The organism is Nonomuraea sp. LPB2021202275-12-8 (genome assembly GCF_037044575.1).
In the GTDB taxonomy this organism is placed as follows: domain Bacteria; phylum Actinomycetota; class Actinomycetes; order Streptosporangiales; family Streptosporangiaceae; genus Nonomuraea.
The window spans coordinates 281,872-299,787 of sequence record NZ_JBAHWD010000001.1 but is presented as its reverse complement, the minus strand read 5'-3'; the positions used below and the strand labels follow the sequence as shown (position 1 = coordinate 299,787).

The window sequence follows — 17,916 nt, the reverse complement described above, 5'->3', positions numbered from 1 at the left end:
CGCACATGAAGAGAAGAGACCTGTTCAGGATGGGTGGGCTGGCCGCCCTGGGCGCGGCCGCGGCGGCCTGTGGCTCGGGGGGCGAGACCAAGGCGGCTCGGCAGCTGCAGTTCATGTACTGGGGCTCCACGTTCGAGAAGACGGCCGTCGAGAAGATGCTCCAGGCCTTCGAGCAGCAGAAGCCGGGGATCGACGTCAAGCCGCTCTTCACCCCCGACGAGTACGACGTCAAGCTCAACACCCTGGTGGCCGGCGGCCGGATGCCGGACCTCGGCTACGTGCCGATGTCGATGTCGTTCCGGCTGGCCGAGCAGGGCAAGCTGGTCAACCTCTTCCCGTACCTGAAGAAGTATCCGCAGCTCGCCGGCTATCTGCCGGACGCCTACCTGTGGTACGGGCCGGACAAGCTGCACGGGGTCTCCACCGCGAACGAGATCGAGCTGCTGTGGTACAGCAAGGCGGCGATCGCCGAGGCGGGCATCACGCCACCGCCGGCGGTGGCCGCCTCGGCCTGGTCGTGGGACCAGCTCGTGGAGAACGCCTACAAGCTGACCATCGATCAGAACGGCAGGCATCCCGACGAGTCCGGGTTCGACCCCAAGCAGGTCCGGCAGTTCGGCATCTCCATCAGCGTCACCTACGCGGCGGCGTGGTACGGGTTCTTACGCAGCAACGGCGCCGACTTCGCCGACGAGGCGGGCAGGAAGTGCCTGCTGGACAGCCCCGAGGCGATCCGGGTGTTCCAGAACCTGCAGGACCTGGTGTACAAGCACCGCGTCGCCCCCGGCCCCGGCCAGCTCGCCGCGACCGGCGACGACGTGCCGGGGACCAACATCCTGCTCAAGACCAAGCGGGTGGCCATGGTGGTCGACGGGCACTGGGCGCTGCTCGACATGAACGCGAGCAAGGTCGACTACGGCATCGGCGTGCTGCCGAAGTACGGCGAGCCCTTCACCACCTCGCAGGTGGCGGGCGCGTCCTCGGTGTTCGCCGGGACCAAGCACGTGGAGGAGGCGGTGGAGCTGTTCGCCTTCCACATCGACCCGCGCCACGTCGACCTGTACGAGCAGGGGCTGTGGATGCCCCAGGAGAAGAAGTACTACGAGGACCAGGCGGCCATCGACTCCTGGACCAAGAACGACGGCCATCCGCCGGAGTTCAGGACGGCCGTCGTCGACTACGCGCGCGAGCATGGCGTGCCCGACCTGCGCAACCGGGTGAAGAACCTCTCGGCGATCTCCAGCGACGTCCTCACCCCCGCCCTGCAGGAGATCGAGTCCGGCAAGCAGCCCGCCGCCGCGATCCTCAAGGCGGTCACCCCGAAGATCACCGGCATGCTGCAGGGCTGGCACCACACCCAGGAGATGTGAGATGCCCGGCATGTCCGGCCAGCGCCGCATGGAGCGGCGCTGGGGCCTGCTCATGGCGGTCCCCGCCATCCTCGGATTCGCGATCTTCACGGCCGGTCCGATGGTCGCCTCCTTCGCGTTCAGCCTGACGGACTGGCAGGTCGGCGGCACGCCCTCGTTCGTGGGGCTGAGCAACTACACCGAGATGGCCGGCGACGAGCTGTTCTGGAAGTCGCTCGGCGCCACCACCTACTACACGCTCGGCGCGGTCCCGCTCGTCCTGATCGTGTCCTTCGCGGTCGCCATGCTGCTCAACCAGAAGGTGCGCGGCCTGCCCCTGTGGCGGACCATCTTCTACCTGCCGACGCTCGTGCCGGCGATCGCCAACGTGGTCCTGTGGATCTGGATCTTCAATCCCGACTTCGGGCTGCTCAACTCGCTGCTGCGCCAGGCCGGGCTGCCGACCGGACAGTGGATCTACGACGAGGCGACGGCCATCCCGTCGCTGATCATCATGAGCACGTGGGGCTTCGGCAACACCATGGTGATCTTCCTGGCCGGCCTGCAGGGAGTGCCGAGACACCTGTACGAGGCCGTGTCGATCGACGGCGGCGGCCCGCTGCGGCGCTTCTGGCATGTGACGCTGCCCATGATGACGCCGACCATCTTCTACAACCTGGTGGTCGGCGTGGTCGGCACGTTCCAGGTGTTCAACCAGGCATATGTGATGACCGAGGGCGGACCGAACAACGCCACCCTCTTCTACGTCTACTACCTGTTCCGCAAGGCTTTCAGAGAGAGCGAGATGGGCTACGCCAGCGCGCTCGCCTGGGTGCTCTTCATGATCATTATGGTGATCACGTTCCTGATGTTCAGGAACGCCCGCCGCTGGGTCTACTACGAGATGGCAGGTGCCCGATGACCGCTGTCACGGCGCCGCCGCGCGAGCCGCGCACCGGGCGCGTCGCTCCCACGGCGGGTCTGCGCCGGCCGCGGAGGTACGGCAAGGCGCTGCTGTATCTCGCGCTCGTCGCCGGGGCCGTGCCGACCCTGCTGCCCTTCGTCTGGCTGGTGCGCAGCGCGCTGATGCAGGACGCCCAGATGTTCGTCGCGCCGCCCGAGTGGATCCCTTCGCCGGTCCAGTGGTCCAACTTCGGTGAGGCGCTCACCGCTCAGCCGTTCTGGCTGTACTTCGTCAACACGGTGGTCATCGCCGTCATCAGCGTGCTGGGGACGGTGCTCACCTGCTCGATCGCCGCCTTCAGCTTCTCCCGGCTGCGCTGGCGGGGCCGGAACATCGCCTTCGCGGTCCTGCTGAGCGGGGTGATGCTCCCGTACGCCGTGACACTCATCCCGACCTTCGTCATGTGGCAGGAGCTCGGCGCGCTCGACTCCATCATCCCGCTCACCGTGCCGAGCTGGTTCGCCGGAGCGGGAGGCGGGGTGTTCAACGTCTTCCTGCTGCGTCAGTTCTTCCTGACGATCCCGTTCGAGCTGGACGAGGCCGCCTACATCGACGGGGCGTCGCCGTGGCGGGTCTTCTGGACGATCGTCATGCCGCTGTCGAAGCCGGCGATCGTCGTGGTGACCATCTTCACCTTCATCGGAACCTGGAACGACTTCCTCGGGCCGCTGCTCTATCTCAACGACGAGGAGAAATACACGCTCTCCCTCGGTCTGGCCTCGTTCCAGAGCATCTTCATCACCCAGTGGGGCTATCTGATGGCCGCCTCCGCCGCCGTCATCGTCCCGATCATCGCGCTGTTCTTCTTCCTGCAGCGCTACTTCATCGAAGGCGTCACCCTCACCGGCGTCAAGAACTGAGCCCGCGGCTCAGGTGCTGCGTCTGGTCGAGGCGCGCGGAACCAGGGTGGCGGGCACGGTCAGCACGCCGCCCGCGGTCGGCCTGCCGGCGATGGCGTCGAGCAGATGGCGGGCGGCGATGCGGCCGATCTCGCCGAGGTTCATGTCGACGGTGGTCAGCGGCGGGCGGCAGCCGAGTGCCATCGGCTCCCAGTTGTCGAAGCCGACCAGAGCCACGTCGTCGGGGACTCTCCTGCCTCGCTCGCGCAGCGTCTCGGCGACCCCACGAGCGATCTGGTCGCTGCCGCAGAAGATCGCGTCCACCTCGGGAGCGGCGTGCAGGAGGATGTCGGCCCCCTGGCGCCCCCATTCTTCGCTCCACTGGCCGAAGAGGATCTCGCCGGCGGGTTCCCGGCCCGCCTCGGCGAGCGCGGTGTGCAGGCCGATCGCCCGCTCGCGTGCCGCCTGGAACCCTTCGGGGCCGGTGATGTGCCCGATGCGGGTGCGGCCGGTCGCCAGCAGGTGGCGGGTGGCGAGGGCCCCGCCGCCCTGGTCGTCGGGGATGATGGAGAAGTCCGACTCGTCGGTGGACTGGGTCATCGCGTAGACGACCGGGACCGGCAGGCGGCGGCCTATGCTCGGGCGCGGCTCGGTGCGGCGGCCGGTGACGATGATCCCCTCGACGCGCCGGGCGAGCAGCCGCTCCAGATAGTGGCGCTCCCTGATGGGATCGTCCCTGGTGTCGCAGAGGAACACCGAGATCTGCCCGGAGCCCAGGGCGTCCTCCGCGCCCAGCATCACCGGGATGCTGAACCGTCCGTAGCTGTCGCTCGTGACGAGGCCGACCGCGTGGGTCCTGCCTGCCAGCAGTCCCTGGGCCAGGGGATTGGGCCGGAAACCGAGACGTTCGGCGGCGGCGAACACCCGGTCGCGGGTCTCGTCCCGCATCCGGCCGCGGCCGTTCAGCGCCTTGGACGCGGTGCCGATGGAGACGGCCGCGGCGGCCGCGACGTCCCTGATCGTGGCCGGTTTCGCCGCCTGCTCCGAAGGGTCGGCCAATCGTCGGTCCTTTCCCGCCGGCTTCAGGGTGAAGCACACGAGCAGCTCAACACCAGTGCTGTATGACACCCTATATCTCGTTTGCGCAAACCTATTCCCCGCAGTTCGGCGGCCCTGGACGAATTAACTCTATATAGATAGAGTTAATTTATGACCCGTTCCAGACGGCCGTCCGCGCAGACGGTGGCGGTGATGCTCACCCTTGCCGAGCGGCCTGCCGAATGGCGCCACGGCTACGAACTGTGCCGTCAGCTCGGCATCAAGGCCGGCTCGATGTATCCGATCCTCATCCGGCTCGCCGATCGGGGCCTGCTCGAAACCTCCTGGGAGAGCGAGCCCCCCGCCGGCCGCCCGCCCCGGCACCTCTACCGGCTCACCGGCCCCGGCCTGCAGATGGCCGGCGCCCTGGCCGCGCCGGCCGATCCCGTGCCGGCGCGCCCACGACTGGACCCGCTGGCGGGGAGCGCGTGATGGGCGAAGGACCCTACCCGACGGTCATCGGCATCGCGGTGGTCTTCCTGCTGTTCGCGCCCTCGCGGCCTGGTTCGCGGTCGGCTACGTCCTGCCTGAGATGCGCGTCTTCGCGCTGACCTTCACCGCGCTGCTCGGCCTGGCCGCGGTGTGGACGATGGCGCGCGCGCAGCCCGTCGTCCGGCGTACCCCGTACGCGCTGATCGTGGCCGGCGTGGTGGGATGCGTCGCGCTCGCCGTGTACCTCGTCCTGGTCGAGCGGACCGCGGCGATCGCCCTCGGAGCCGGCGACGAGATCCTTTTCGCCGTCGTGCTGGCCGCGTGCGCGGCGGTGGCGCTCATGCCGCCCCGCTGGCTGATCGCCGACCGCCCGTCGCTGTGGTTCGGCCTCGGCGGCGCGCTGGCCCTCGGGCTCGCGCTGGCGGGGGAGGCCGTCCGCGGCGGCGACACCACCCAGGGCGTCGCGCTCTTCCTCCTCCTCGGCCCGCCGGCGATCCTCTTCACCTGCTCGGCCATCGCCGCGACGGCCGGCCGGTCGGTCCGCGCCGGACTCCAGGCCGCCGTGTGGGCGACGGTGGCGGGCACCCTGGTGCTGTTCGTCGTGGGCGTGTTCGCCTGGCTGTACGTGAGCCACACCTACGGGCGGACGCTCCTGGACGGAGAATCGCTCAAGCATCTGCCCGACGGCATGAGCCTCACCGAATCCATCTGGTTGCTGACCATCCTGCCCCTGTGGGGCCTGCCCTTCGGCCTCCTCGGCGCGACCTGGCGCCACCGCCGCCACACCGGATTCCCGGCACCGGAGCCGGCGCGCGGCAGCTGAGACGCCGATTCCCCGGGGTCGCGCCCTGTGGCAGAGTCGCGGCATGACGCGGCCTTCCATCTTCGAGTTCGCGGGCGGCGAGCAGGCGTTCCTGGCCTTGGCCGCCGCCCACCACCGGCGATGCCTGCTCGACCCGGTGCTGAACCACCCGTTCTCCCGGGGCACGCATCCCGAGCACGTGCGGCGGCTGGCCGGCTACTGGGGTGAGGTGTTCGGCGGGCCCGGCGGCTGTTCGGGGACCGGCGACGATCATTCGGCGATGCTCCGCCTCCATGCGGGCAACGGCATGGAGGACGACCTGGGAAAACGTTTCCTTGACTGCTTCCTGGGGGCGATCGACGACGCCGGGCTGCCCGGCGATCCGGACCTGCGCGCCGCCCTGCGCGCGTACATGACGTGGGCCGTGCGGGAGGTGCTCTCCTACTCGCCGCACGACGCCCGGGTCCCGACCGGCCTGCCGGTGCCGCGCTGGTCCTGGGACGGGCTCGAAGGGGGGCGTTGAGAATGCCTGGCATCGAGTTGCGCAACGTCTTCCAGGTCACCGCCCCGCCGTCCGCGGTGCTCGCCCATCTGAGCGAGCCGTCCAGCTATGTCGGCCTGTCGCCGCTGGTGGTCGCGGTGCGGGAGGTGCGGCGCGAGCCCGGCCAGACCCGGTTCGTGTCGGTGGAGCGGTTCCGGTTCTTCGGCTTTCTCAGATACGACAACCTGATCGAGGTGACGCTCCGTCCCACCGGGGAGGGCGTCGAGGGGGAGGTGGACAGTCCGGGCGGGGTGCGGCTCGGCTACCGGTTCGGGCTGGCCGCCCACGGTGCGGGGACGCGGGTCGAGGACGTCCTGACGGTGCATGCGACGTTCGGCCCGGTCCTGCGGTACGCCGCCCGCAAGGCGCGGGAGGTCCAGCTCGCCCGCGCGGGCGTCCTCGCGGACCGCGCCCGCACCCTGTGAAAGGGGTCCCACCGCCAGGCCTGCTCGCCGGCGGTCGAGCCGTCAGTACGGCTCGCGCCGCCGTGAGACGTGCCACCTCGTCACCGTCGGAGTCGCCGCCTGAGACCGCGTCGGCCCATGCAGCCGAGGACGCTCGCGCTCTCCTCGGCCTCCGCCGAGAGCGGGTGGATCCAGGTCATCGGTGTAGCCTGTCCGCGTGTCGAACCTGCCCCAGCCGACCAGCACGGACTTGCTGGTGTTGCACACCCTTCGCTGCGTCGGGTTCACCAGCCTCGCCCGGGTCTCCGAGGCTGCCGGACTCTCCGAGTCCGACGTCGAATCCGAGCTGATCGATCTCGCCGTGGCGGGTCTCGTCACGCACGTGTCGGGCGACTTCGGCGGATGGGGCCTCACCGAGGCAGGGCATGCCGCCGATGCCGAGCGGATCTCCGACGAGCTGGACACGGCCGGCGCCCGGGCGGCGGTGACGGCCGCCTTCGACGAGTTCCTCGTGCTCAACCCGGAGCTGCTCGATCTGTGCGGGGCCTGGCAGCTGCGATCCGTCGACGGTGTAGCGACGCTCAACGACCACACGGACTCGGCCTACGATTCCCGGGTCCTGGACCGGCTCACCGACCTCCACCGGCGTGCCGATGCCGTCTGCGCGGACCTGGCCGCGGTGGTGCTCCGGTTCGAGCGGTATCGGATGCGGCTCACCGGCGCGCTCATACGCGCCAGGTCCGGGGCGCTCGACTACGTGACGGACAGCACCGCCTCCTACCACAGCGTGTGGTTCCAGCTTCACGAAGACCTGCTCGTCACCCTGGGCATCCCGCGACACTGACGCGTCCCGGCGCGCGACGTCCCTCATGAAGCGGTCGCCACCGCGTAGGCGGCGCCCCGGCCCTGGGCGTCGGCGAAGATCCTGCCCGCCCGGACGCGCACCGCGGCCTCGGTGGCGTCGTCGACGTCCGCGAGGCCGACGGCCGACGCGATGGCGGCGCGGTCGTCGAGGACGAGCTGGAGCCCCGGCCAGGCGTCCGGCGCGGACACCCGTCGCAGGCTCTCCACCAGGTCGCCGACCCTGAGCCGCACCAGACGACCGATCTCGGCGGGATCGCTCGTCACCACGGCCACGGTGATCCGGTCGCCGGGCCGGGCGGCGCGGACCGCCTCCTCGGCGGCCTCCAGCCGGCCGGCGCCGAGCACCGCGATCACCCCGTCGGCGTCGAATCCGGCCTCCCGATCGTTGATCAGATCCGGCAACTCCGGCGGCGGCTCCCAGGCGCGCCGGACAGGTCGGGCGGGAGCGACGAAGGGCAGGTGCGGCGGGTCCCACGTGTCGGCGAGATCGAGGCCGACCAGGTGCCGGCAGGCGCATGCCACGTCGAAGGGGTCACCGAATCCGGGCGCCGTGTCCGCCAGGTGGCCGGCTCCGCTCAGCAGCGTGAGGACCAGCTCGGCCAGCCGGACCCGCCGCGTGTCGTGCGGCGGGTGCGACTCCAGCGCGAGCCCGAGCAGCAGCGCCTCCAGTCTGGTGACCTGCGCCAGCGCGGTGCGACCCGGCTCGTCGTCGAACACCCCGGCCAGCGAGCGCAGCTGCAGCTTGCCGCCGGCGGGCGTGTCGCCGGTCAAGGGCAGCCGTTCGAGCCAGACCCGCGCGAACGCGCTCACCGTCTCTGCGAGGCCGGGTGGCGACTGGGCCTCAGCCACGTCCGGGTGCTCGATCGAGTCGACCAGGACCGCCAGGTAGAGGGCGCGCTTGCTCGGGAAGTTCGAGTAGACCGCGCCACGGGTCAGCTCGGCCCGCTCCGCGATCCGGTCGACCTTGGCGTCGGCGTATCCGCGCTGGGCGAACTCCTCCTGCGCTGCGGCCAGCACGGCCGCTCGGGTGCGTTCCTGCTGCTGTGCGCGGGTCAGCCTGGCCATGGGCGCCCTTCCGATCGGCATTCAGATGTTCTTATCATCTGAATGATACAGGGTTGTGACCTTCGGGCTCGCTTGCCTCCCGCGGTTGGAGGCTGGCATCCTTCGTCGCATGATCGAGAGAATCGAGTCCGCCGTCCGCCGGTGAGCGAGACGACCGAGCCCCAGCCGCTCGGACCCCAGATCACCCTCTTCGACCACGCACTGCGCCTGCACCGCCAGAGCCCGGACGCGCCCCTCGCCCGCGAGGGCGAGCCGTATCCCGACGAAGACCCGCACCGCCGCCGGACCGGTCCGCGGACGCCGGAGGATCCACGGTCCCAGGGCGCGGACGTGGCCGCCGTCCTGGACGCGCACTTCGCCGGTGACGCACCGCCCAGCGAGCTCGCCGACGCCTTCCACGACGTCCACGTCCCGATCCAGCACAACGAGCACATCGCCGCCGCGGCTCTGCGCGCGGACCGGCAGCGGGTCCAGCGGACCGGCCGATGGCTGGTCCGGCACGGCACCGACCGGTGCTCGGTCATCGTGGGGCTGGCGCTGCTGGCCGCCGACTGGGCCGAGGAGGACACCGAGCTGATCCGGACGATCGGGCTGCTGTCCAACCGCTTCGGCCCGCTGGCAGCCAAGGCCCTGCGCCGCCGGGGCGGCGGCGAGGCGCTGTTGTGGCTGGCCCAGAGGGTGGCCGGCTGGGGCCGGGTCTACGTCGTCGAGGAGCTCTGCGGGTGGGGCCTGAGCGACGCGGCGCGCGCGTGGCTGCTGCGTCATTCCTGCGACGGCCACTTCCTCAACGGCTACTTCGCGGGCAAGGTCGCCACGGCCGCTCACCTGCACGAGGCGATCATCGGTCCGGACGTCGACGACGCCCTGGTCGACCACACCAGCCGGCTGCTGGGGTCCATGGCCGACTGCGCCGGGATGGGCCTGACCCTGGCGGGCTACCCGCCGGCCCGCGCGGTCCTGGAGGCGCACGCCGGTCACCTCGCCCGCCAGAGCCCGACCGTGGGCAGGTACGTCAGCGCCGCGGTGCTCGCCGATCGGCTGGCGAGCAATCCGCCGGAGCGGGCCGGCTGCACCTCCGGGCAACGCGATCGCCTCGTGCGGCACTACCTCGCGGTGCTCGACAGTGAGCAGTGGTGCCGGACGGCGCGGGCGGACCTCGACCGGGACGACGACTTCCACGCCTGGGTGGCCGCCGACGTGGCGGCGCGGCTGCGGCTTCGGGCCTTCACAGGGGGGAGACGTGAGCCGCACCCGCCGTCCGATCACGGGCCGTGATAGGGAGGCCGCCCCTGTGGCCATGGCTCGCGCCTGCCTCTGTTGCGCGTCAGGCCCCAGCCGATGAGCAGCCCGAAGCCGACGACGAGGGCCACGAGTGCGGGCACGCGCAGAAACTTCCGGATGAACTCGCACCGAGACACCGTCGAGATGCCGTTTCCGAGGAAGGGCTCGACCGGGTCGTCACCGGAGGGGATGAAGCTCGATCCGCACCGCTGGTCCTGGGCGGTCAGCGGCATGAAGCCGGCTCCCAGCCCCAGGGCGAGCGCGAGCAACGCCAGGACGAGCAGTACGCGGGGCAGTGACAACAGGGCCTCCGGAACGGGAGCGGCGGTGCGGCTACCTGGTCACATCCTCCCGTCCGAGAGGTGCTCCTGGAACAGCCCTCCGCATCGGGAAACCGGGCTGCCCCGACGCCGCCTCCTGGCGTTGATCATCGTGGCCGGATGGGGCCGGGGGCGTCCGGACGGCCTGGCTGACGCCGGTCGGGCGGGCGCGGTCCGCAAATGTGTTGGCACGGTACCGGTTCACGTCTAGTCACCTAACTCACTAGTACGTACATTAGAGAGTCATGTCCCCCGTACCGGCCCTCAACAGGCCCTACCCACCCTGGTCGGCACTCCGCGAGCCGTGTCCCGCTCCGGCCGTACCCGCTGAAAGGAAGAACTGATGGCCTCGTTCCTGACCGGGTTGATCGGCTCGGGCATCGGCCCCTCGCTGAGCCCGCCGTTGCACGAGCGGGAGGCCGCTCACCACGGGCTGCACTACGTCTACCGGCTGCTCGACACCGACCGCCTCGGGCTGGACGTGGGGGAGCTGGTACGCACCGCCCGCCGCTTCGGCTACGACGGGCTCAACATCACCCACCCGTGCAAGCAGAGCGTCATCCCGCATCTGGACGACCTGTCGCCGGACGCCCGCATGCTGGGGGCGGTCAACACGGTGGTCTTCGACGGCGAGCGCGCCACCGGCCACAACACCGACTGGACGGGCTTCGCCGAGTCGTTCGCCCGGGGGCTGCCCGACGCTCCTACCCGCCGGGTCGTTCAGCTCGGCGCCGGGGGAGCGGGGGCGGCGGTCGCCCACGCGCTGCTCACCCTGGGCGCCGATCGGATCACCGTGGTCGATGAGGACCTGGCGCGCGCCGCCGCCCTGGCCGCGGAGCTGAGCGGGCGTTTCGGCCCCGGGCGCGCGCGGCACGCGACCCCCGCGGAGCTGCCCGAGCTGCTGGCCGAGGCCGACGGCCTGGCGCACGCGACCCCGACAGGGATGGCCCATCATCCGGGACTGCCGCTGCCCGCGTCGCTGCTGCATCCGGGCCTGTGGGTGGCCGACATCGTCTACCGGCCACTGGAGACGGAGCTGCTGAAGCAGGCGCGGGCACTGGGCTGCCGGACGCTGGACGGCGGCGGCATGGTCGTCTTCCAGGCCGTGCACGCCTTCCGCCTGTTCACCGGCCGGGAGCCGGACGCCGAGCGGATGCTCGCCCACTTGACCGACCTCGTGGCCGTCTGAAGGAGGAGCCGTGCGTAAGTCCATCGCCACCGTCTCGGTGAGCGGCACGCTGACCGAGAAGCTCGCGGCCATCGCCACCGCCGGGTTCGACGGGGTGGAGATCTTCGACAACGACCTGCTGACCTGTCCGCTGCCGCCGGAGCGCATCCGGGAACAGGCTGCCGACCTGGGCTTGTCGATCGATCTCTACCAGCCGTTCCGCGACTTCGAGGCGGTGCCCGCCGACCTGCTCGCGCGCAACCTGCGCCGGGCGGAGCGCAAGTTCGAGGTCATGGAGCGGCTGGGCGCGGACCTGCTGCTGGTCTGCTCGAACGTCTCGCCGCACGCGATCGGCGACGACGAGCTGGCCGCCGCGCAGCTGCGGATGCTGGCCGAGCGGGCCGCCCAGCATGGCGTGCGCATCGCGTACGAGGCTCTCGCGTGGGGGCGGCACGTCGACGAGTATCTGCACGCCTGGCGGATCGTCCGCATGGCGGACCACCCCAGCCTGGGCGTCTGCTTGGACAGCTTCCACATCCTGTCGCGCGGCTCCGACCCGATCGGCATCGAGGCGATCCCCGGCGAGAAGATCTTCTTCCTGCAACTGGCGGACGCGCCGTTGCTGGCCATGGACGTGCTGCAGTGGAGCCGGCACTACCGCTGCTTCCCCGGCCAGGGCGGCTTCGACGTGGCCGGGCTGGTCGGCCACGTGCTCAACGCGGGGTATGCCGGGCCGCTGTCGCTGGAGGTGTTCAACGACCACTTCCGGCAGGCCGACACCGGGCGCACCGCACGTGACGGCATGCGCTCGCTCATCGCTCTGGAGGCCTCCCTGGGCGGCGGCGCGCATCCGGCGATCCCGACCGGGTTCGCCTTCGCCGAGCTGGCCGACACCGGGGCGCTCGGCGAGGTGCTGGGCGCGCTCGGCTTCGCCCGCACCGGGACCCATCCCACGAAACCGGTCGAGCTGTGGGAGCAGGGCGGCGCACGGCTGCTGCTGAACGCCACCGGCACGACCCCCGCGCTGGTGGCGATCGGGCTGGACAGTCCCGACCCGGCGGGCGCGGTCAAGCACGCCGAGTCGCTGCTGTCGCCCGTCCTGCCGCGCGAGCGCGCGCCGGAGGAGGCGCCCCTGGACGCGGTGGCCGCCCCGGACGGAACCGAGATCTTCTTCAGCCACAGCGCCTGGCTGTCCGACTTCGCGCCGGACCGGCGGATCCCGGGGGAGGTCACCGGCATCGACCATGTGGCGCTGACGCAGCCGTGGCACCACTTCGACGAGGCGGCGCTGTTCTACCGCAGTGTGCTCGGTCTGCGCCCGCAGGAGAGCCTGGAGCTGCCCGACCCGTACGGGCTGCTGCGCAGCAAGGCCATGTCGGCGCCCGACGGGGTGGTCCGCATGGTGCTGAACATCGCCCAGGTCGGCGGCGGCGACGTCCCGTGGCAGCATGTCGCGCTGGCCTGCGACGACATCATGGCCGTGGCCCGCAGGCTGCGCGAGGAGCATCCCGACCTGCTCCTGCCCGTCCCCGCCAACTACTACGACGACCTGGAGGCCCGCCACGAGGTCGATCCCGAGCTGCGCCGCCTCGGCGTGCTGTACGACCGGGACGAGCAGGGCGGCGAGTTCCTGCACCTGTACACGGTCACCGTGGGGCGCGTCTTCTTCGAGCTCGTCCAGCGGATCGGCGGATACGAGGGCTACGGCGCCGTCAACGCCCCCATCCGGCTCGCCGTACAGCATGCGCGCAGTAACTAAGATGACCGCGTGACCATCCCCGCCTCCTCCCACCCCGGTGCCGCCGACCGCCGGCGGGACGCCGACCGCACCAAGGCGGAGATCCTTGAGGTGGCGCAGCAGGAGTTCGCGCGCCACGGATACGCGGGCGCGCGGGTGGACGAGATCGCCGCCCGCATGCGCACCACCAAACGGATGATCTACTACTACTTCGGGAGCAAGGAGCGGCTCTACATCGCCGTGCTGGAGAAGGCCTACGCCGAGGTCCGCGAGGTCGAGCGCACGGTCGACGTGCAGCACCTGGCCCCGGTCGAGGCCATCCGCACGCTGGCCGAGCTGACCTTCGACCACCACGACGCGCACCGCGACTTCATCAAGCTCGTCGCGATCGAGAACGTCCACCAGGCCGAGCACATCCGCAAGTCCGAGGTGCTGGCCAACCTGGGCACGCCGGTGCTCGACGTCATCTCGCGCATCCTCGACGCCGGGCAGGCGTCCGGCGACTTCGTGACCGAGGCCGACGCGATCGACGTGCACATGATGATCAGCGCGTTCTGCTTCTTCCGGGTGGCCAACCAGCACACGTTCGGCGCGCTGTTCGGGCGTGACATGACCGCGCCCGAGCACCGCGCCAGGCTCCGCCTGATGGTGGGCGAGATGATCGTCGCCTACCTGCGCGGCGAGGGCTCCCGGAGCTGATCACCGGAGGCGAGGTAACCGATCGGCAACAGCCTTGTAATGTACGAACCAGTGAGTTAGTTTCCTGTCACTGTGCTACCCCCCACTTCCCCCGTGAGGAGCATATCGTGACGGTGCAGGGCAAACCTCGTAAAGCGGCCATTGCGGCATGGATCGGTAGTGCTTTGGAGTACTACGACTTCTTCATCTATGGCACCGCGGCCGCGCTGGTCTTCAGCAAGATCTTCTTCCCGTCCAGTTCGCCCGCGACCGGAACGCTCCTGGCGCTGGCCACCTTCGGCGTCGGCTACCTGGCCAGGCCGGTGGGCGCGTTCGTACTCGGCCACGTGGGCGACAAGTTCGGCCGCAAGAAGGTCCTGGTCACCACCCTGGTCATGATGGGCGCCTCGACCTTCCTCGTCGGCTGCCTGCCCACCTACGACCAGGTCGGCCTGCTCGCGCCGATCATGCTCGTCGTGCTGCGCCTGCTGCAGGGCTTCTCCGTGTCGGGGGAGCAGGCGGGAGCCAACTCCATGACGCTGGAGCACGCCCCCGAGCAGCGCCGGGCCTACTACACCAGCTTCACGCTCAACGGCACCCAGGCCGGCCAGATCATCGCCACCGCCATCTTCCTGCCGATCGCCGCGCTGCCCGAGGAGGACCTGCTCAGCTGGGGCTGGCGGGTGCCGTTCTGGCTGAGCATCGCGGTGGCCGTGGTCGGCCTGGTCATCCGGCGCACGCTGGAGGAGACGCCCGCCTTCGAGCAGGAGGTGGCCACCGACACCGTGGCGAAGATGCCGCTGGCCGTGCTCTTCCGCGAGCAGTGGCGCGACGTGCTCCGGGTGGTCGTGGCCGCGGTCATCGCCTCGGTCAGCACGATCTTCACCGTCCACGGCCTGTCCTACGCCGTCAACACCATGGGGCTGGAACGCGGGCCGATGCTGTGGGTGGGCGTCCTCGCCAACGTCGCGGCGGTGATCACCATCCCGCTGTGGGGCCGGCTGTCGGACCGGGTCGGCCGCAAGCCGATCTTCGTCGGCGGGTCGCTCGGCTGCGCGGCGCTGATGTTCGCCTACCTGTGGTCGATCTCCATCGGCAGCTACGCCCTGATCTTCGTGACCGGCATCGTGATGTTCGGCATCGTGCACAGCGCCACCAGCGGCGTCTGGCCCTCCTTCTACGGCGAGATGTTCACCACCAGGGTCCGGCTGTCGGGCATGGCGATCGGCACCCAGATCGGCTTCGCCATCGCCGGGTTCGCGCCGACCGTCGCGACCGCGGTGGCCGGCACGGGCCAGGAGAGCTGGCTCGGCGTCTCCCTCATCACCGCGGTGCTGTGCCTGGTCAACGTGGCCGCCGTGGCGACCGCCAAGGAGACCTACAAGGTGCCGACGGAGCAGCTCGGCCGCAAGGCGCCGGTGACGGCGTGACCGACTTCCGCGTGTACGCCATCCGGTACGCCGAGCGCGACGCCCGGCGCGGTGAGCACTTCCACGGCTACGACTCCCGGGGAGGGGAGCCGCATCCCACGGCCTACTACGTCTGGCTGGCCGTCGGCGACGAGCACACCGTCGTCATCGACACCGGCATCAGCCGGGCCCGCGCCGAGCGGGCCGAGGGGCTGCGTTACCTCGCCTCCCCGGTGGAGGCGCTGGCCCGGCTGGGCGTGACGGCGGACTCCGTCGGCCACGTGGTGCTGACCCACCTGCACTACGACCACACCGGCACGGCCAGGGAGTTCACCGCCGCCCGCTACGTCCTGCAGCAGGCCGAGCTCGACTACTGGACCGGCCCCTGGGCCCGGCGCATCGCGGGTGAGAGATGGCTGCTGAACGAGGAGGACCTCGCGCACCTGCAGGCCGCCCGCGCGGACGGCCGCATGCTCGTGGCCGACGGCGACGCCTGCGTGGTCCCCGGCGTGAGCGTGCACCTGGTCGGCGGCCACACCGCCGGCATGCAGGTGGTCTGCGTCCGCACCGCCCGCGGTCACGTCGTGCTGGCCTCCGACGCCAGCCACTTCTACGACAACATCGAAGGCGACCGCCCGTTCCCGATCCTGCACAGCATGACCGGCATGTACGGGGCCTTCGACCGGATCAAGGAGCTGGCCGACGGGCCCCACCTGGTGGTCGCCGGCCACGACCCGGAGGTCCTCGACCGGTTCCCGCTGCTGGAGCCCGACGTCGCCGTGATCGCGGGCTAGCCCGGCAGGACCTCGATCTTGCCGGTGGGCCGGGGGCTGTGGCTGTCGTTGAAGAAGTACTCGCCCGGCTTGGTGAAGGTGTACTGGAAGGACTCGCCCGGCTTCAGCCTGATGTCGAACAATCCCTCGAAGAACTGGGTGGCGCCGTGGACGTGCACGTTGTCCGCGGGGTTGACGAAGGTGACCGTGGTGCCCGCGGGGACGCGCAGGTGGGTCGGCGCCATGGCGTTCACGGCCGTGGACTCGACCGTGCCCACCTGCCCGTCGGCGTAGACGCGGGCGAGCACGACGGTGTTGTTCACGGCGCTGCCGTCCACCGGGCCGCCGGAGACGGGCCGCCGGACGACCGGCGCGGGCGGGGTGGCGGCCGGCGGCACGGTGCCGCCGAGCTTGAAGACCCACAGGTGGTCGCCCCGAGGGGCCGAGTTGCCGTACGGGATGCCGGTGCCGCCCGCGTACACCGCGATGTACTGCTCCCCGTCGATCTCGTAGGCGATGGGGCTGCTGCTAACGGCGGCCCCGGTCTGCCAGCGCCACAGCTCGCGCCCGTCGCGGGCGTCCAGGCAGAGCAGGTTGCCGTCGGGCTGGCCGATGAACAGCAGGTCGGAGGCGGTGGTGAGGATGCCGTTTCCGTGCGCCAGCGAGTACGGCAGGTTCTTCTTCCAGCGGACCCGGTTGGTGCTCGGGTCGACCGCCACGACGCCGCCCGTCTGATACTCGCCGGGCGGCCGCAGCCCGTTGGACGACTCGGTCAGCGAGTGCGCCGCGGCCACGTAGCCGAAGCCCGTGTACACCAGCCGGGTGCTGTGGCTGTAGGACTGGTGGTTCCAGTCGGCACCGCCGCCGTGCCCGGGGATGGTGAGGATGGGCTCGTCCCAGTGCGGGGTGTACAGCGAGCCGATCGTGTAGTTGGGGACGGCCCGGTGCGGGGCGCCCGGGATGTCCGTGCCGAGCGGCTGCCACACCGGCTTGAGCTCGGTCCAGCCGCCCTGGCGCGGGAAGGGCTGGGTGGGCCAGGTCTTCTGCCGGGGCTCCTGCGGCACGGGCACCTCGTCGATGCCCAGCGGGGCCGAGCCGTCGGTGCGGTCGAGGATGTAGTACATGCCCGTCTTGCTGCCGTACACGACGAGCTTGCGCGTCCGGCCGCGGACGCGCGCGTCGACCAGGACGGGAGCCATGACGTTGTCCATGTCCCAGATGTCATGGTGGATCGACTGGAAGTGCCAGCGGTAGGCGCCGGTTTTGAGGTCCATCGCGACGATCGAGTTGGCGAACAGGTTCTGGCCGCCGCGCTCGGAGCCGTCCTGGGAGGAGCGGCTGCCCCGGGCGTTGCCGAAGGTCCAGTAGACGAGTCCGAGGTCGGCGTCGATGGCGCAGTGCATCCACGGCGTCGCCCCGCCGGTCTGCCAGGACTCGCCCTCCCAGGTGTCGTTGCCGAACTCACCGGGGCCCGGGATGCCCCAGAAGTGCCAGAGCAGGTCGCCGGTCCCGGCGTCGAAGGCGAGCGCGGCGCCGCGCGGGCCGTCGTTGGTGCCGCAGTAGAGCATGCCGTCGTGGTAGGTGACCGCGACCTTCTCCAGGTTGCCGTAGCCGTTGTGCTGCCGCTCCCAGATCACCTGACCGGTCTTCTGGTCGAGGGCGATCAGCCAGTTCTCGTTGGCGCAGGTGAATACCCTGCCCGCGCCGACCGCCACGCCCCGCCTGGTGACAGCGCCGCGGGTCTGCTCGTACTTCCACCTGGTGGCGCCGGTACGGCCGTCCACCGCGACGACGTTGCCCAGCGCCGACTCGACGTAGAGCACGCCGTCCACGGCCACGGCCGTGCTCTGGCTGTTGCCCGCCATGAGTCCGCCCTCGATGTGGTTGACCCAGGCACCTCTCAGCCGCCTGATGTTGCCGCGGTGCAGGCCGCGCAGGCCGCTGTAGTTCTGGTTCGCCAGGTTTCCGCCGATCTTGGGGAAGTCGCGGCCGGACCGGCCGGTCGTGGCGGCCGCCGCCTCCGCGGTGCCGGAGAGCGCGACAGCGGCGACGGCACCCATGAGTAACTCTCGTCGACGAACCATGACCATCTCCCTCACAAGTCCACCAGGTGGACGGTTGAATCCGGCTGATGGACGCACCTTAGATCGTGTATCGGTGCACGTCAATGGACCTTTCAGTCCACCAGGCG

Annotated in this window: 18 protein-coding genes; 14 read left to right on the top strand and 4 right to left on the bottom strand. The window is 70.6% G+C overall.

Translation table 11 applies throughout. The annotated features are described in order from the left end of the window. Positions 1-5 precede the first annotated feature (5 nt). From V5E28_RS01450 to V5E28_RS01440, 3 genes are read left to right on the top strand one after another with little or no spacing between them, the layout of a single operon-like run. Positions 6-1,370, top strand: a complete 1,365-nt coding sequence (locus tag V5E28_RS01450; RefSeq protein WP_336204146.1) for an ABC transporter substrate-binding protein — start codon at positions 6-8, stop codon at positions 1,368-1,370. Position 1,371: 1 nt separating this feature from the next. Continuing rightward, a complete protein-coding gene (locus V5E28_RS01445; protein ID WP_336204144.1) occupies positions 1,372-2,271 on the top strand; it encodes a carbohydrate ABC transporter permease in 900 nt (299 codons plus the stop codon). Continuing rightward, positions 2,268-3,173 (top strand): carbohydrate ABC transporter permease, encoded by a 906-nt coding sequence (locus V5E28_RS01440; protein WP_336204143.1) that lies wholly within the window; start codon positions 2,268-2,270, stop codon positions 3,171-3,173. The genes V5E28_RS01445 and V5E28_RS01440 overlap by 4 nt, the downstream gene beginning before the upstream one ends. A gap of 9 nt (positions 3,174-3,182) precedes the next feature. Here V5E28_RS01440 and V5E28_RS01435 read toward each other — a convergent pair whose 3' ends face one another. Beyond that, on the bottom strand, positions 3,183-4,211 hold the full coding sequence (locus V5E28_RS01435) for a LacI family DNA-binding transcriptional regulator (RefSeq protein ID WP_336204141.1): 1,029 nt from the start codon (positions 4,209-4,211) through the stop codon (positions 3,183-3,185). A 150-nt stretch (positions 4,212-4,361) separates the two neighbouring features. Here V5E28_RS01435 and V5E28_RS01430 point away from each other — a divergent pair, with 150 nt between their 5' ends. The 5 genes from V5E28_RS01430 to V5E28_RS01410 all read left to right on the top strand — a co-directional run bounded on the left by V5E28_RS01430 (position 4,362) and on the right by V5E28_RS01410 (position 7,273). Next, the gene (locus V5E28_RS01430) at positions 4,362-4,682 is read left to right on the top strand and encodes a PadR family transcriptional regulator (RefSeq protein WP_336204139.1); all 321 of its coding nucleotides are present in this window, start codon (positions 4,362-4,364) and stop codon (positions 4,680-4,682) included. A 100-nt stretch (positions 4,683-4,782) separates the two neighbouring features. Next, entirely contained in the window at positions 4,783-5,505 is a 723-nt protein-coding gene (locus V5E28_RS01425) for a hypothetical protein (RefSeq protein WP_336204138.1), read from the top strand. Positions 5,506-5,548: 43 nt separating this feature from the next. Next, on the top strand, positions 5,549-6,007 hold the full coding sequence (locus V5E28_RS01420) for a globin domain-containing protein (RefSeq protein WP_336204136.1): 459 nt from the start codon (positions 5,549-5,551) through the stop codon (positions 6,005-6,007). A 2-nt stretch (positions 6,008-6,009) separates the two neighbouring features. Further along, complete coding sequence (locus V5E28_RS01415) at positions 6,010-6,450, top strand: SRPBCC family protein (protein ID WP_336204134.1); 441 nt, start codon at positions 6,010-6,012, stop codon at positions 6,448-6,450. Positions 6,451-6,646: 196 nt separating this feature from the next. Further along, positions 6,647-7,273 carry a transcriptional regulator gene (locus V5E28_RS01410; protein WP_336204132.1) on the top strand — a complete coding sequence of 209 codons (627 nt, stop codon included), beginning with the start codon at positions 6,647-6,649 and terminating at the stop codon, positions 7,271-7,273. Positions 7,274-7,296: 23 nt separating this feature from the next. On the opposite strand, the gene V5E28_RS01405 is transcribed toward V5E28_RS01410, so the two are convergent. After that, a complete protein-coding gene (locus V5E28_RS01405; RefSeq protein WP_336204129.1) occupies positions 7,297-8,379 on the bottom strand; it encodes a TetR/AcrR family transcriptional regulator in 1,083 nt (360 codons plus the stop codon). A gap of 120 nt (positions 8,380-8,499) precedes the next feature. Between V5E28_RS01405 and V5E28_RS01400 the strand changes: the two genes are divergently transcribed. Continuing rightward, positions 8,500-9,633, top strand: a complete 1,134-nt coding sequence (locus V5E28_RS01400) for a hypothetical protein (RefSeq protein WP_336204126.1) — start codon at positions 8,500-8,502, stop codon at positions 9,631-9,633. Here the strand turns inward: V5E28_RS01400 and V5E28_RS01395 are convergent. Then, positions 9,621-9,941: a hypothetical protein gene (locus V5E28_RS01395; protein WP_336204124.1), complete on the bottom strand. Its 321-nt coding sequence runs from the start codon at positions 9,939-9,941 to the stop codon at positions 9,621-9,623. The genes V5E28_RS01400 and V5E28_RS01395 overlap by 13 nt on opposite strands. A 361-nt stretch (positions 9,942-10,302) precedes the next feature. Here V5E28_RS01395 and V5E28_RS01390 point away from each other — a divergent pair, with 361 nt between their 5' ends. From V5E28_RS01390 to V5E28_RS01370, 5 genes are all read left to right on the top strand, one after another. Next, entirely contained in the window at positions 10,303-11,148 is an 846-nt protein-coding gene (locus V5E28_RS01390; protein ID WP_336204123.1) for a shikimate dehydrogenase, read from the top strand. A gap of 10 nt (positions 11,149-11,158) precedes the next feature. Continuing rightward, complete coding sequence (locus V5E28_RS01385) at positions 11,159-12,886, top strand: bifunctional sugar phosphate isomerase/epimerase/4-hydroxyphenylpyruvate dioxygenase family protein (RefSeq protein WP_336204121.1); 1,728 nt, start codon at positions 11,159-11,161, stop codon at positions 12,884-12,886. A 9-nt stretch (positions 12,887-12,895) separates the two neighbouring features. Next, positions 12,896-13,564 carry a TetR/AcrR family transcriptional regulator gene (locus tag V5E28_RS01380; RefSeq protein WP_336204119.1) on the top strand — a complete coding sequence of 223 codons (669 nt, stop codon included), beginning with the start codon at positions 12,896-12,898 and terminating at the stop codon, positions 13,562-13,564. A 107-nt stretch (positions 13,565-13,671) separates the two neighbouring features. Beyond that, a complete protein-coding gene (locus V5E28_RS01375) occupies positions 13,672-14,973 on the top strand; it encodes an MFS transporter (RefSeq protein WP_336204117.1) in 1,302 nt (433 codons plus the stop codon). After that, positions 14,970-15,746: an N-acyl homoserine lactonase family protein gene (locus V5E28_RS01370; protein WP_336204116.1), complete on the top strand. Its 777-nt coding sequence runs from the start codon at positions 14,970-14,972 to the stop codon at positions 15,744-15,746. The genes V5E28_RS01375 and V5E28_RS01370 overlap by 4 nt, the downstream gene beginning before the upstream one ends. On the opposite strand, the gene V5E28_RS01365 is transcribed toward V5E28_RS01370, so the two are convergent. Further along, the gene (locus V5E28_RS01365) at positions 15,743-17,809 is read right to left on the bottom strand and encodes an outer membrane protein assembly factor BamB family protein (protein WP_336204113.1); all 2,067 of its coding nucleotides are present in this window, start codon (positions 17,807-17,809) and stop codon (positions 15,743-15,745) included. The two genes, V5E28_RS01370 and V5E28_RS01365, sit on opposite strands and share 4 nt — an antisense overlap. Positions 17,810-17,916: the final 107 nt, after the last annotated feature.

Coding starts and splice junctions, on each gene's coding strand:
- V5E28_RS01450 (WP_336204146.1), top strand. CDS start 6: ATGAAGAGAAGAGACCTGTTCAGGATGGGTGGGCTGGCCGCCCTGGGC.
- V5E28_RS01445 (WP_336204144.1), top strand. CDS start 1,372: ATGCCCGGCATGTCCGGCCAGCGCCGCATGGAGCGGCGCTGGGGCCTG.
- V5E28_RS01440 (WP_336204143.1), top strand. CDS start 2,268: ATGACCGCTGTCACGGCGCCGCCGCGCGAGCCGCGCACCGGGCGCGTC.
- V5E28_RS01430 (WP_336204139.1), top strand. CDS start 4,362: ATGACCCGTTCCAGACGGCCGTCCGCGCAGACGGTGGCGGTGATGCTC.
- V5E28_RS01425 (WP_336204138.1), top strand. CDS start 4,783: ATGCGCGTCTTCGCGCTGACCTTCACCGCGCTGCTCGGCCTGGCCGCG.
- V5E28_RS01420 (WP_336204136.1), top strand. CDS start 5,549: ATGACGCGGCCTTCCATCTTCGAGTTCGCGGGCGGCGAGCAGGCGTTC.
- V5E28_RS01415 (WP_336204134.1), top strand. CDS start 6,010: ATGCCTGGCATCGAGTTGCGCAACGTCTTCCAGGTCACCGCCCCGCCG.
- V5E28_RS01405 (WP_336204129.1), bottom strand. CDS start 8,379: ATGCCGATCGGAAGGGCGCCCATGGCCAGGCTGACCCGCGCACAGCAG.
- V5E28_RS01390 (WP_336204123.1), top strand. CDS start 10,303: ATGGCCTCGTTCCTGACCGGGTTGATCGGCTCGGGCATCGGCCCCTCG.
- V5E28_RS01365 (WP_336204113.1), bottom strand. CDS start 17,809: ATGGTTCGTCGACGAGAGTTACTCATGGGTGCCGTCGCCGCTGTCGCG.